Annotated in this window: 10 protein-coding genes; 2 read left to right on the top strand and 8 right to left on the bottom strand. The window is 36.0% G+C overall.

The features are described 5' to 3' along the window. Positions 1-7: 7 nt before the first annotated feature. Complete coding sequence (locus HPY74_05025) at positions 8-292, bottom strand: 30S ribosomal protein S6 (GenBank protein ID NSW90042.1); 285 nt, start codon at positions 290-292, stop codon at positions 8-10. A 318-nt stretch (positions 293-610) separates the two neighbouring features. On the opposite strand from HPY74_05025, the gene HPY74_05020 reads away from it, so the two are divergent. Continuing rightward, positions 611-1,276, top strand: coding sequence for a carbohydrate-binding family 9-like protein (locus HPY74_05020; protein NSW90041.1), 666 nt, complete (start codon positions 611-613; stop codon positions 1,274-1,276). A gap of 52 nt (positions 1,277-1,328) precedes the next feature. Here HPY74_05020 and HPY74_05015 read toward each other — a convergent pair whose 3' ends face one another. Next, the gene (locus HPY74_05015) at positions 1,329-2,516 is read right to left on the bottom strand and encodes a ParB N-terminal domain-containing protein (protein NSW90040.1); all 1,188 of its coding nucleotides are present in this window, start codon (positions 2,514-2,516) and stop codon (positions 1,329-1,331) included. 280 nt (positions 2,517-2,796) lie between these two features. Here HPY74_05015 and HPY74_05010 point away from each other — a divergent pair, with 280 nt between their 5' ends. Continuing rightward, positions 2,797-5,160: a glycoside hydrolase family 2 protein gene (locus HPY74_05010; protein NSW90039.1), complete on the top strand. Its 2,364-nt coding sequence runs from the start codon at positions 2,797-2,799 to the stop codon at positions 5,158-5,160. A gap of 111 nt (positions 5,161-5,271) precedes the next feature. Here the strand turns inward: HPY74_05010 and HPY74_05005 are convergent, their stop codons facing one another. From HPY74_05005 to HPY74_04980, 6 genes are all read right to left on the bottom strand, one after another. Continuing rightward, complete coding sequence (locus tag HPY74_05005; GenBank protein ID NSW90038.1) at positions 5,272-6,864, bottom strand: hypothetical protein; 1,593 nt, start codon at positions 6,862-6,864, stop codon at positions 5,272-5,274. 104 nt (positions 6,865-6,968) lie between these two features. Continuing rightward, positions 6,969-7,853: a carbohydrate ABC transporter permease gene (locus HPY74_05000; protein NSW90037.1), complete on the bottom strand. Its 885-nt coding sequence runs from the start codon at positions 7,851-7,853 to the stop codon at positions 6,969-6,971. 11 nt (positions 7,854-7,864) lie between these two features. Beyond that, the gene (locus tag HPY74_04995; GenBank protein ID NSW90036.1) at positions 7,865-8,839 is read right to left on the bottom strand and encodes a sugar ABC transporter permease; all 975 of its coding nucleotides are present in this window, start codon (positions 8,837-8,839) and stop codon (positions 7,865-7,867) included. 114 nt (positions 8,840-8,953) lie between these two features. Beyond that, the gene (locus HPY74_04990) at positions 8,954-9,952 is read right to left on the bottom strand and encodes an exo-alpha-sialidase (GenBank protein NSW90035.1); all 999 of its coding nucleotides are present in this window, start codon (positions 9,950-9,952) and stop codon (positions 8,954-8,956) included. Positions 9,953-10,228: 276 nt separating this feature from the next. Further along, positions 10,229-13,006: a sensor histidine kinase gene (locus tag HPY74_04985; GenBank protein NSW90034.1), complete on the bottom strand. Its 2,778-nt coding sequence runs from the start codon at positions 13,004-13,006 to the stop codon at positions 10,229-10,231. A gap of 14 nt (positions 13,007-13,020) precedes the next feature. Further along, the gene (locus HPY74_04980) at positions 13,021-14,643 is read right to left on the bottom strand and encodes a response regulator transcription factor (GenBank protein ID NSW90033.1); all 1,623 of its coding nucleotides are present in this window, start codon (positions 14,641-14,643) and stop codon (positions 13,021-13,023) included. Between the last annotated feature and the right edge of the window lie 201 nt (positions 14,644-14,844).

Raw genomic sequence — 14,844 nt, 5'->3', positions numbered from 1 at the left:
GTATTGTCTATTCTTTTTTTACAATTAAATACTTAATTACTCCGTCAGTAATCTTGAATATTCTCTCAAGTTCTTGTGGAAAACCTGGGTCAGCACTGAATTCTATGAGCACATAATATCCTTCATTCAACTTGTTAATAGGATAGGCCAGCTTTCTCTTACCCCATTCATCAATATTTTTCAACTGTGCCGAAGTTTCAACAAGGTTCTTAAATTTTTCTACAATCCCCTTTATTGTTTCCTCTTCAAGCTGAGAATTAATAATATAAAGCGCTTCATAATCTCTTGCCATTCCGATATTCACCTCCTCCCGGACTAAACGGCCCTGTAACCGGAGTACAGAGCAAGGATTTCTTTGACAAGTTATTTTACCATATTGCTTTTTATAATACAAGGGGGGAAATTAAAACGGGCGCATTTTATTTTTATGAAGAAAATGCGCCCCCAGGTCTATATACCTCTTGCATATGTATAATAATAAGTATAATATATAATATGATAAGATAATAGCACAAGTAGCAGTATAAGTAAATTTGCTTGGCCTAAGGGATTTAAGCGGAAATCCTGAAATCCCTCACTGAACAAGGGAAACAATAAGGAGTTGTTGATTATGAAAAAAATATATACAGTTAAAAAGATAAACCTTCAAGTAAAACCTTTACAGGAAGCTTGGAAAAATGTACCGGTAATAAACATTGATAATTTCCCGTGGGATAATAACGGTTACAGGCCGAAAACAGAAGCAAAGCTGTTTTATACAGATACTCATTTCCATATTTTCTTCAAATCATGGGAGAATGAAATTAAAATTACATACCATAACATGAATGATGATGTATATAAAGATAGTTGTGTTGAGTTTTTCATAAAACCAAAGCCTGATTCCGACAGCAGGTATTTTAACTTTGAAATGAATTCTATAGGTACTCTTTTATTAGGATTAGGTGATAACAGGTATGATAGGGAAAGAATAATACTCGATAACCCTTTTGAAATATTTGGAATTTCTACATCAGTAACCAAAGATATAGTCGAAAGTTACAATAATAGCGAATCACAGAATAAATTTTGGGCTGTGGAATATTCCATACCCTTTACCTTTATAGAAAGATACTTTGGTAAGTTGAACATCAGGCCAGGCTACAGACTTGAAGGGAATTTTTATAAATGCGGTGACGAAACAAAATTTCCCCATTTCGGCTGCTGGAATCCCATTAAAGTAGAATCCCCGGATTTTCATAGACCCGAGTTCTTTGGTGATTTAATATTAGAGTAAAAACTGATTTAATACTGGGGTGGCAACTTATATTTGAATTGTCATCAAACATTTACTTCAACTTTACCGTCCATACAGAAGTAAGGTTCATTTCCTTTGCAGCGATATATCTTTTATATCCATCAACCAAAAGATTATTATCCCCCCTAATAACCACCGGTTTGTCAAATTTGCCATGTTTTCTATAATACTCAATGGTCTCTTTTACCTTTGCAGGGTTAGGCTTTGTCTTTAAAAAGGATTCAGGAACTTTTATTAACGAAATAGGAGTTTCACCTTCAATCCCTTTTGGAGCCCTTGCTTTATTGTTACCTCCAACTTTATGGTACCGCAAAAGTCTAGCTCCCATAAATTCGTCATGTGACATGTCAGTTATTACTGCAGGTATTTTTTCTATATCAAGTATTTTGGCAGCAAAATACCTTGCAGCACCAATAACTAGACTATATTTTCCTCCCTCTAAAGGTCTTACGGCAATTGGAGTAGTTATTTCCATTGTTTTAGCTATTTCTTTTAAATTAATACTGAATATAAAATTTTGAACATTAAGATGGATATCCTCTGTTAATATAATGTCTTTCACATTGATTTCCGTAACCTCTTCAAGCATATACCATTTTATATTTTTTATTTTTATCTCATCTTTAGATTTAGCTCCTGTTAAAAGGTTATACGACACAGGCACCATTTCAATGTTCAAGTCTTTAGCTATTAAATAGTTTGCATAACCTGAGACGAGAGTCATAGTATCCTTTTTAACAACAACAGGACTCTTGAAAGTCCCATGTTTTTTAAAATAGTCTAGTGCCTTCTTTTTTGCGGTTTTAGGTTCTTTTAGATTTTCAGGTATCCTTATAGATGAAATAGGGATGACCTCATCAGTATCTTCCGGAAGACTGCCGGGGAACTTAAAAGAACCCGGATTTTTTTCATCCTCCACAAGACCGTTTACAACCTTAATGTCAGAGCATAATACTGATATGAAAGGCATTCCTTTTGGATTCACATTTGCTTTGGGTACACCTTCGAGTATATAGTAGGTTGTCTCTTTTATTTCTTTTGAAACCTTTTTCCATAAATTTTTATTTATAGAAACTCTGCAATATGATTCATAAGCCGGCATACCACTTATTTGGGTTTTGCCCGGAATTATTTTAAAAATTAATATAACACCTTCTTTAGCAACTATCTGGGGTTTTTTCTGCGGAATTCCTTTGATTGTAATCTTTGATTCTGCCATGTTAAATTTTCCCTCCGTTTTCTTGGTTTTATTATTGTATTAATTATAAACTTATTCAATTAAAATAACAATAATATATTTTAAATTCTTTACCCAAAAGATAAAAATAAAGGATATAATATAAAGCAAAAAATTTTTTAAAAACGAATTTAATCCTAATTGTAACTATGTTATATTATTATATATATAAAAAATATATATAAATCAGGATGATTTTACAATGAAGCCGAAATAAATCACATTAATAAAAATTCAAAATCTAAATAGGAGTGAAGAATCGATGGGTTTTTTAAGAAACATAATTCCTATTGACAACAATTGGCGTTTTAATTTAGGAGATGTTGCCGGCGCTGAAAATCCTTGTTTTGATGACAGCACATGGAGGAAACTTGACCTTCCGCATGATTGGCAGATCGAGCAGCCTTTTGATGCAGAAACGCCTTCAGGCTCAAGTCAGGGCTATATGCCCAGATGGCACGTCGGCTGGTACAGATTGAAACTTCATGTCCCTCAAGAGTGGGATGGAAAAATTGTAAGGATTTTATTTGAAGGTATCCAGAGGTGCGCATCCTGCTGGATTAATGGGCATTTGCTTGGGACACGACCCTATGGTTATGCCAGCTATTTCTATGATTTAACCCCTTATCTGAATTTCGGGGAAGAAAATGTTATCGCCGTAAAGGTTGATAATTCTGAGCCTGTGGCCTGCAGATGGTATTCCGGGGCCGGTATCTACCGCCATGTCAGCCTTATTATTACCCCCAAACTTCATATGATACCTTGGGGAGTTCATATTTCTTCTACTGTCCTTGAATCTAAAACAGCAAAAGTACATATAGAAGCAAAAATATTCAATGCCGGAATGTCTTCAGTCAACGGTACAGCTAAATTTTTAATCAAAGCCCCAAGCGGATGTGTGGTTGCTTGTGAAAAGACTCAATTTAGTGTGGAATCAAATTCTCATACTGTTGTAAACCTTGATATTTTGATAGAAAATGCAATACTTTGGGATATTGATTCTCCCAACCTCTACACGCTCCAAGCCATACTGGTAAAAGATGAGAAGGAAATCGATTTAACTGAAGAAAAATTTGGTATACGATATTTTAAATTTGATGGTGATACGGGTTTTTGGCTTAATGGCAGAAATCTTAAGCTTAAAGGCGTCAATCTGCATCATGACTGTGGTTGTGTTGGTGCTGCTGTTCCATCACCTGCCATGTGGGAAAGAAGGCTGAAAACCTTAAAGGAATTAGGATGTAATGCCATTCGGACAAGCCATAACCCTCCTGCTCCCGAGCTTTTAAACCTCTGTGATAAACTTGGTTTTCTCGTGATCGATGAGGCATTTGACAAGTGGCACTGGAAATCCGGTTATTATTACAAGTTTTTTGAAGAATGGTGGAAACAGGACATTGATTCTATGATGGATAGGGATTATAACCACCCTTGCGTTATTGTCTGGTCGGTCGGTAATGAAGTCAATCGTTGTGAAGATCCAACAGAGCAAATAACTCTACGTACTATGGAAATGCTTGTTAATTATGCACGTAAAAAGGATCCTTCGCGTCCTATCAGTTGCGCACTAATGCCCTACGCTATACCTGGGTCCAGTGGAGAGTATACTCGCGAACAGATGGTTAAATATGTAATGGAATTTTTGAAACTTGTCGATGTAGCCATGCTGAATTACCAGGAAGAATGGTATGATGACTACCGCAAACTTGGACTGCGTAAAGCAATTATCGGCAGTGAGATTGTCCCTTATTACCGCTCAACCGGGGAAACAGGCGAACGCTATATGGCGCGTCCAGCGTGGCTTGATGTAGAAGACCGTCCATGGGTTGCTGGCGGTTTCATCTGGGCAGGGATAGATTATCTTGGTGAGGCAAGACCCTTCCCAAGCAAAGGATGGGCTGCATGTCCCATTGATACCTGTGGCATCATCAAACCACGTGGGTACCATCTAAAGTCTCTTTGGGTTGGAAATGATAATCCGTTTATATATGTGTGCGTGATGGATGAAACTGTTAGGCATGACATGGAGCCTGTTTTTTGGGGATTTCCCAAGCTCGCCGACCACTGGAATTTCGATGGACGTGAAGGAGATATGATGCGTGTAGCTGCATTTACAAACTGTGATAAAGTCCGAATGTATTTGAATGGTAAATATTTTGGCGAAGTTTCCCCTAAGGAAACCGCAGACAGGATAGCCATGTTTTTCATACCCTATGAACCTGGCATCCTCAAGGCAGAATGCTATGTTAATGGAAAAATGGCTGCTATCTGTGAACTACGCACTGCAGGTTCTCCTGCCAAAATACAGCTTGATATTGATAAACAGGAGCTTCGTGCAGACGGTCATGACGTAATACATGCAGTTGTCGCCTTGTTAGACAAAGAAGGAAATAAAGTCCCATTTGCGGAGCCGATGGCCAAATTTTTAGTAACAGGGCCTGCTTTCATTGCAGGGGTTGATAATGGTGACCTTACCTCCAATGAATCCTATAAGGGTAACAGCCGTAGAATTTTCCGCGGCAGATGTATGGCTGTCATACAGTCCGGCCATAAGCCAGGTATTGCCGTATTGACAGTACAAGTTGATAATCTTCCTCCCGTTTCCAGGTGGATCACCGTGAAATGACAGTAATGCGGAAATATATCCTAGTAGGTAAATACTCTATTATTTACAAAAAAAAGCTGGAATCCGCGGAACAACCGGGAATCCCAGCTTTTTAAAAGGACTCATATATATCTATCTGACTATAATTTCTTCAAATCCTTTCAGGATTTCCTGCAGTCCTGCATCATTCAATTTCTTAATGTATGCATCCCATTCTGCATCAATGTCAATCTTTCCGGTAATGGCATTAAAATAGAATTCCTGCGATATTGAGCTTATGTCCGCTGACTTCTCGTTATAAGCCTTGTTAATTCCGTCTACCGGGAATACAATACCGCTGTATATCCGATTATTTTTGAATGCAGTTTCATACGGCGGCATGTCTGACTTAAGCGTCTCCTTCTTGAAGTCTTCTTCAGTAGTCGGCTTAAGAGCAAATGTCTGCATTAAGCCAAGCTCTGATATCTTTTCTTTTGTTAACAGGTCTTTATTGGGTATAATAATCCCATCCTCATTCACTTCATATGTTTTTCCTTTTTCACCAAACCATAGTCTTACATACAGGTCTCTATCCGCTGCAATTGCGTCTTCTATAGCCATGATTCTTTCTACTTTTTCATCACTGGTTTCAGCCCCAAAGTATATAGCGTTGTTGACAACATTCGGATAGTATGCGTATGAAGCGGATTTACCGTTAGGACCTTTGACGGCCGGGAAAAATACCAGTTCCTCCCCCGGATATTTATCAAGCACCATTGCGCTTACGTTGTTTGGTGTTGAAGATGCAAACCACCAGGGATGGTCTTCGAGCATTCCAAGCTTGCCTTCAGCCCATTTAGCCCTTTGTATATCTCTTTTATCAGTAACAAATTCAGGGTCTATGAGTCCTTCTTTATACCACTTGTTTAATAGCTTTAAAGCCTCCTTATACTCTTCAGTAGTACTTGTATAAGTTACCTTACCGTTAATATCATACCAGGAATGCGGGTAAATACCAAATGTACCCCATACATATCCAAACTGGTAGTGAAGTCCGTAAGTATCGTTTTTGCCGTTTCCATCCGGGTCATCCTTGGTAAATTTATAAATCAAGTTATAATACTCATCCAGTGTTTCCGGAGGCTTAGTAATCCCAACCTTATCCATATAGCTCTTTCTTGCAGCCGTAACAAAGCTCACCTTGGCTTGTGCCATATTTGTATACGGGATTGCCCAAACCTGGCCTTTATACGTAATCTGGGGCATGAAAACCTTAGGGTCAATCAAAGATTCTACAGCTTTCATCCAGTTTGGAGCATTCTTATAAAGCATGTCCTTGGTAATAGGCCTTAAGATGCCCTGATCTGCAAATTTTTTGAAGTATTTGCTCATGTTGTTTGACTGGATCCGGTCTGCAGTGTTCCCTGAAGCCCAGAAAACAGTCCACTGGTCTTCACTGTGAACATCAAGTTCCGGAATATCCAGCTCTACGTTAAACCTTTCCTCTATTAATTTCTGAGTTTCCGTGCCTTCCTTGACAGGGTTGTCAAACTGGTTGTAGACAATCCATGTGATTTTTAGTTTCTTATCAAATTTTGTGCTACCGGTAGATTTAGTATCCTCTACAGTTTGGCCGGAAGTATCACTCTTGATACATCCTGTGAAGCCCAAGGTAAATACCATCACTGCAATCAGGATAAGTACAAATACCTTTAAAATACCCCTATTAATACAGTTCATACCCATACAAATACCTCCTATTTTTATATTTTTTTAATTATTTGTAAAATACTGAAACCCTTAAAAGAGGCGGGTTTTAGCATTTTATTTTTTATGCCGCATTTACCTTATCAACCTTTTACTGAACCTATCAATACACCTTTGACAAAATATTTCTGAAGGAATGGATAGAAACATATAATTGGTGCTATAGACACTATAATAGTAGCTGCTTTAACAGTTTCAGGAGATGTATCATCCTGCATAAAAACCAGTGCCCCGCCTTTCATTAATTCTTCATCCTGGTCGATAAGTATTTTCCTTAATACAAGCTGAAGTACCATTTTATCTCTAGACCTTACATATATCAGCGCATCAAACCAGGAATTCCAGTGTCCAACTGCCGACCACAGTGCCAGGACTGCAATTATAGGCATTGACAGCGGCATCATTATTCTGAACACTACTATTAACGGATGGGCACCATCAATAAATGCCGATTCCTCAAGTGATTCAGGAATTGTCTTAATAAAATTCCTTGCAATAATCAGATTCCATGCTGATGTAGTCATTGGCAGAATCAAAGCCCACCGGGACCCAATTAATCCAAGCTTTTTCATCAGTAGATACGATGGTATTAAACCGCCGCTAAAAAACATGGTAAACAGTATGAAAAGCAAAATCGTCCTTCTGAATGGTAAACTCTTTTTGGTAAGAGCATACCCTCCACAGTATGTGATAAGAACCGTCAAAGTAGTACCAATTATCACTCTTATTAGTGTATTCATATACCCTATAGCAATAATATCGTCTTTAAATACTTCCTTATAGGAAGCTAAAGTAAAATCATCAGGGAGTAAACGGAACCCCAATTTTTTTACAAATTTAGGACTTGACAAGGATACGACAATAGTATCCCATATAGGATACAGGAATATTACAAGCAGTATTACCATTAAAAAGTATAAACATACATCAAATATTATATCACATCTAGTTCTTTTAGGTCTGTACACCCATGCACCTCCTACCATAATGCATTTTCACCATCACCAATTCTTCTTACCACAAAATTAGTAGAAAGAACAAGTATAAGTCCAATAACATTTTTGAAAAGATTCACTGCTGTTGAAAAACTGTATTCCATATCTACAAGCCCCACCCTGTAAACATAGGTATCAATTATATCACCTGTCTTGTATACCATTGGGTTATAAAGGTTGAATATTTGGTCAAACCCAGCGTTTAAAATTCCTCCCAGATTCAAGATAAATACTATTGATATAACAGGAAGTATTGACGGGAGCACTATTCTTCTTATAATCTGGAACCTGTTGGCACCATCAATATAAGCTGCCTCATATTGGGTTATATCTATTCCTGCTATTGCCGCTAGATAAATTATTGTTCCCCACCCGACACTCTGCCACATGGCAGTTATAACAACAATCCATCTGAACATGGAGGGTTCTGTAAGAAAATATATAGGTTTGCCACCAAAAAATGTAACAATATAATTTACTGCACCTCTGCTGGGAGACAGCAGTTCAATAATTATTCCTGCGAGTACTACCCATGATATGAAATGCGGCATGTATGATACAGTCTGAACAATTTTTTTAAACTTCGGATTTCTTATCTCGTTTATAAGCAGTGCCAGTATTATCGGTGCCGGAAAACAAAAAGCAAGCTTCATAGTACTTATTACGAGTGTATTTATACATACCTCCCAAAACTTATTACTTCCAAACAACCTTTGAAAATAACTTAAACCTGCCCATGGACTCTTCAAAATCCCAAGCCTCATATTAAAATCTTTAAATGCAAGGGTTACCCCATACATAGGGATATAATGAAATATAATAAAATAAGCAATAACAGGAAGCAAGAGCAGATAATAATATCTATGCTTATACATAAGCAGTAGGGTCTTTTGAAATTTTCTTTTGCTATATAGGTTGCTTATATTGGTGGTTTCCGGCAATCGTTTTCTTCCCCCCATTTAACATTTATACTCAAGAGCAAAGCAATAAACAAATCGGCATTATATCATTATCTGATCATTATCTGATCATTATCTGATCATTATATGATCATTATATGATCATTATATGAGCTAAAAAGCAATATCTTCTTCTCTATAATGTATGGCCTGGCAGGATACATCTCCCCATCCACAAGTCCCTTTCGCCATTTCCGAACCGCTCGCATAATATAAAACAGTAACTATAGTCCCGTCATCAAGTTGTACTGTTGAAGGATATCCAAGGTCACCATTTTCTATACCATCTCCTGCAAGTAAAATTTCCTTGTCATGCCTCCAGGTCTTACCCCCGTCTTCACTGATTAAGGCTCCACATCCCATAGGCCTTACCCTTCTTCCAAATGTAAGAAGAAGCTTTCCGCTCTGAAGCAGCGTCAAATCAGCAGGATGCTCTGAATTTCGCGTCACCTGTTTTGGTTCACTCCAGGTATACCCCATATCCTTACTAAAAAGTATGGAAACAAACTGACCCTTGCTCCAGTTTCTGGCGGCAGCTATCAGAGTCCCGTCAGGCATAAACGCAAAAGAGGTTTCGTTGTAGTCATGGGCAACAACGGATTCATTCCCCCAAGTCCTTCCACCGTCTCTGCTTCTTATAAGGTATACCACATTATCTTTTGCTTCATCATCACCTGCAGGAACCCCATATACGCTCATCAGAAGAGTACCATCAGGGGCTGTTATAATTCTACCGTAAGGAGAAATTAGCCTGAGATTTTCAATGTTTAATGGTGTTGGTTTACTCCATGTCTTACCACCGTCAGAACTAATTGTTGTGAATGTAAAATCCCCTTTTTTCGCATACTTTATACTAAAGCCTTTGGCTTCCCCATCAGCTACTTCATAGCACTGCTTGCCTTTCCAGAATGCAGCAACAAGTTCACCTCTGCTATTAACGCCAAACGCAGGATTCCTCACATCTTCCCATCTTGGGTATATTTCAACAGGGTCAGACCAGCTTTTCCCTCCATCACTAGATGTTGATACAGCAAGTGTAGCAGATATACTTACATGCGTCCCCCCTGTCCTGTAAATAACAGCAAGAGATTGCGGACCTGTCTTTACAAGCACTGGAAAATACCCTTGCATAGAACAAACCAAGTACCTTTTTAGTCTTCCTCTTTTACCTACAAAATAATCAGATTCTCCACTCGAATAAATTCTACTCGAATAAATTCTACAATTTACATTCTCCAGAAGATATTCCTCCTTTTTCAAAAGACTGTTTCTATCTAAATAACATTTTCGAGATCACAGATTTATATTGCTATCATAGATTTATAGCCAACTCTAGTTTTATTTTAACATTATACAGAAGATAAAAATGTTTAATTTTTTTTGTATTGTTTATTTTTTTTGTGTGTTTGGGATCCTGATTTCTACTGTTGTACCCTCACTTTCCTTACTGAAAATGCTTATACCATACTCTTCACCAAAATATAGCTTTATTCTGCTCTGAATATTGTGAAGCCCTATACTCCCCCCGGCTTCATCAGTGTTTATTTCCTCAATAATCTTTTGAAGAATATTTTCCGGAATTCCAATACCGTTATCTGTTACCGAAAATATAATAACCTCTCCACTTTCATCCGTTCTGCAGCTAATTTCTATAATCCCTTCACTCTGCTTGGGACGAATACCATGATATATTGCATTTTCGATTACCGGCTGCAGTGTCAGCCTTATGGTCTTTGAGGACATCAGTTTTTCATCAATGTCCCATATAAAATCTATCTGGTCACCATATCTTATTTTCATTATATTTATGTAATGTTTTGCATGTTGTATTTCCTCAGATATTAAAACTATAGGGTCGTCTGACCTAGCAACATGCCTTAGAAACTGACTTAAGGATTTTACCATACTTATCGCTTCCTTTTTACAGTCGCGTTTAATGAGCCAGTTTATACTTTCAAAAGTATTATAAAGAAAATGTGGATTTATCTGAAACTGTAAAGCAGTAAGCTCCGATTTCTTTTTTTTGCTTTCCAGTTCAGCCTGTTTTTTAGTTGAGTTAAGAAGCTGGTAAATAAGCTGCTCGTTTCTAGCAACCATTTCATTGAAAGCTTGTCCTAATTCATTTATCTCGCTGAATATAGTATTATGGGGAAATTCAACATTGAATTTGTCTATCCTCATTTTTTTAATCAGCTTATTTATCCTGTCAAGCGACCTGGTCAGGCCAAATGCGAATATGAATGCAATAATAATAGTTAAAAGTAAGAATAATGCAAAAATATAAATTTTTTCATATATTAAAGTGCGCTTGTCAATATTAAGCAAGTCAAAGGAGTATTGGCCTACTAGATACCATGGAGTATTTCTGATTTCTTTCATAAAAATAAGCTTGTTCCTGTCTCTTCCGTAATTCTCTGTTTCAAAAGCAATATTCTCTTCTTCAAGGCTTGTTAAGATCATATTCTTAGCCGGATGTGAAATAATCTGTCCATTTTTGTTTACTATAAAAATGCTTGTATTATCTTTTATTATGTTCTTATATATATTTTCCAGTTCAAATTCCCCAATCTGATATTGAATAAATCCTATATTATTAAACTCTTCAAGGCTGTTAACCTTTATCAACAGATTAAATAACGTTCTCCCGTATTCATCTTTTACAGTATCAACCCACGTTGTAATTATTCTTTTATTCTGGCTTTCCTCCAGCATTTCCTTTTTAACTGTAGTATTTGAGTTGACATTTGAATTTGTAAAGAAAATATCTTTAGTACTTGTGTAAATAAATACATCATCTCTTCCATTCCCCAGTTTAAGCGCCCTGTCAACTATTTTAGATATATCTCCCTCAGAAGTTTTCCCACTCAGTAATTTCTGCACAGTAAGATTGAAAGCGATATTTTTTATAATCTTTTCTTTAGTATCAATAAAATAATTAATATTCTCAACTGCCTGGTTAAAAACATTGGAATATGAATTGATAATGTATGATTCAATAATATTATAACTTACATAATATGAAATAACCAAATAGATACTTACGGGTACTATTACTACTCCAATTAGATACACCAGTATACTCTCCCTTAAGGATAAACCGGGTTTCGCTTCTTTAATGTTCTTTTTATATAGTTTTACATTACTTCCATAAACATAACTTTTAACACTGTTTGTAAGCTGCTGTAAGGGTGATATAATTTTTGTAGAAATTATTCTCGACATAATAACCGCCAGTAGAATGATAAGAACTAAAGTAACAAGCAGGTAGAACCTATACTCTTTAATATCTTTAATAAAATATGAATTCCTCTGAATATATGCAATATTCATCTTTACAGACTCGAGATTCTTCAGGTACATTTTATAGCTGTCTGTTTCATTACATATCGTTTTATTACCTGTATTTAGTATACAATTTTGGACTACCGGATTTATTTGCTCATCAGTTAAACCCGCACCAACAGCAACAACTTCCTTTTTTTGGTTTATCAAAAAAGTATTAGGACTCAAAAGTTCCCTAAATATCTCAGGCTTTAACAGTATGAAAACACAACCATACTCTTTTTCATCTTTTTTAATTATACTGGCAAAATTATACTTATACCGTATATATTCGAACTTATAATTTAAATTCTCCGTTAGGCTATTCTCAAAAGGAGGAACGAACGCAGCTTCACCACATAAAGTCTTTTTTATGTACTCCATATAATCCGACTGTTTGATGGCTTCATAATTCAGGTCATATACTCCCAGATCCACACCTGGTGCCATAATACTGCTATTCGTAACAATAACTATATTATAGATATACTTGTTGAATTGCTTCATAATACCTGTTCTCGAGACAATATTTCTCAGTAATAGTGGTTTATTTCCGGGAGAGCCGGATTCATACTGTTCAATATAACTTATCAGTATTTCATCGGTTGCAATATATTCAGCTATTTTCCTTATTTGACTTAAATTGTTCTCAATTATGTTTGCTGTCTGTTCTATTATACTAATATTAATGCTATCCAGTTTATTATTAATATACCCTACTGTGTTGTAATACGAGTGTATTGCTACTGATATCAGGAAAATAGCAGCTAGAAGGATAGACGTAACAAGAATTACGTCCTTATAATGCATTTTGAAGCTCTTACTGCCAATTAATTTAACTTTCATTTCCATCTCCCGGCTTAAGTTGACTTAATTCTATACTGGAGAGGTGTCACACCCATGACTTTTTTAAAAACTGTACAGAAATACCTGTAATCTTCATATCCAACCTGCTTTGATACTTCCTGTATCTTTGCATTAGAGGTTTTAAGAAGCCTTTCGGCATTTTTCATGCGTACACCCAATATGTAATCTGATAGGTTTTCTCCTGTTTCATCTTTAAAAATCTTGCTTAAATATGAGGGATTTATAAAAAAGTCACGGGATAGTTTATCCAGAGTTAAATTATTATGGTAATTTTCATTGATATGTTTTTTAATTTTTAATATGAACTGGTGTCTGTCGCTGGTTTGATTGTAGTATTTTATTTGTTTCTTCAAATCAAGAACAACCCATTTAAATTCTTCGGTCATATCCTTAAAGGTTTCATATTTGGCAATCCTATTAAAAAATTCTTCTTCTGTTAAAGCCGTTATAAAAATGTACTCTTTTTTTATTTCCTCAACTATTGATAAATATATTTGTGTACACTTTATACATAATTTATTAATATCCAGCAAGTTTAATGATGAAATATGCAAAAACAGCTTTTTAAGCAAAGGAACTAAAAGTCCATCATTATCGTTTAGAATTCCGGCAATAAGTTCTTTAGTAACAGCTTCTATCTGGCTTTTATTTATACTTACATTTTGATTAAGTCTAATTTCATCATAAAAAATTATATTTCCTTCGCCGCTATAATACTTGTAATTTAATGCAATACCAGCTTCGTTAGCAGAATCCCGTAAATTTAAAAGTTCCTTGCATACCCTTCCTATGCCGATACTTATAACATAATTGCCGTTATATTCTGAGTTTAGTGTATTTTCAATATGGTTTTTAATCCCCATTGCAAAATATTCCTGGTCTCTCCGCAGAATTTTATTTTCACAATGTGCTACTACGTAAAAAACCCTATTCAGATACAAAACCTGATAACCTAACTGCTTGCAATATTTACTTGATAATTGAAATAATTCTTCAGAAGATATTTTTTTTCCATTATTTTTACTAATATTGCTGCAGTTAAAAGCGGCTATGTAAAAATATTTATTTCTAGTATTAAATCCAACACTCATGAGATCTTTCTCATACTGACCCTCTTCTTCAAAATCCCTGCTGATAAGCTTCATAAAAACGTAATCTATAATTTCATCCCTGCGGCCGTTAAAGAAATTACCTGATGCCGACCCACTTTCCTTCATTTTACTCTTAATTTTACTTTGGATTTCCAGTTCATTGTATATGTTCTTAAAAAGCTTTATTAAATCCTCTTCATTCAAAGGTTTTAAGATGTAGGAGCATACATTGTATTCAATAGCCTTTTGAGCATATTCGAACTCTCCATAGCCGCTTAAAATTATAGTTTTAATATCAGGATATTCCTGCTTAACTATTCTGCTTAGCTCTATACCGTCTATAACAGGCATTTTCACGTCTGTAATTATGACATTTGGAACAGTTTCTCTGATATGAGCAAGAGCTTCCCTGCCGTTTGCAGCAGTACCGGATACCTCAAATCCGATTTCACTCCAGGGTATTCCTTCTGAAAGTCCTTGACGAATTAGATACTCATCATCAACTATCAGTACCTTGTATGCCAAACCACACACCTCCTTACATACTATTATAATTCTGCTATATAATACCGTCAAGTTCTATTGCTATATAGGGCGCATTTTCAAATTTTGAAGAAAATGCTGGAAGTAACATTGCGGAAAGTCTTATAGAGCCTGTTAATCCGACGAGGGATAAGCAAATCAACTGTATGAGCAAAATAATTACATTGAAATATTATTAAATTC

The organism is Bacillota bacterium (assembly GCA_013314855.1).
Classification (GTDB): Bacteria; Bacillota; Clostridia; order Acetivibrionales; family DUMC01; genus Ch48.
The sequence above is the reverse complement of the archived record's forward strand: the minus strand, read 5'-3'. Positions and strand labels throughout refer to the sequence as shown.

What these genes read in the sequence shown, in the direction of transcription:
- HPY74_05025 (NSW90042.1), bottom strand. Translation starts at nt 292, where the DNA reads ATGGCAAGAGATTATGAAGCGCTTTATATTATTAATTCTCAGCTTGAA.
- HPY74_05020 (NSW90041.1), top strand. Translation starts at nt 611, where the DNA reads ATGAAAAAAATATATACAGTTAAAAAGATAAACCTTCAAGTAAAACCT.
- HPY74_05015 (NSW90040.1), bottom strand. Translation starts at nt 2,516, where the DNA reads ATGGCAGAATCAAAGATTACAATCAAAGGAATTCCGCAGAAAAAACCC.
- HPY74_04985 (NSW90034.1), bottom strand. Translation starts at nt 13,006, where the DNA reads ATGAAAGTTAAATTAATTGGCAGTAAGAGCTTCAAAATGCATTATAAG.
- HPY74_05005 (NSW90038.1), bottom strand. Translation starts at nt 6,864, where the DNA reads ATGGGTATGAACTGTATTAATAGGGGTATTTTAAAGGTATTTGTACTT.
- HPY74_05010 (NSW90039.1), top strand. Translation starts at nt 2,797, where the DNA reads ATGGGTTTTTTAAGAAACATAATTCCTATTGACAACAATTGGCGTTTT.
- HPY74_04995 (NSW90036.1), bottom strand. Translation starts at nt 8,839, where the DNA reads ATGGGGGGAAGAAAACGATTGCCGGAAACCACCAATATAAGCAACCTA.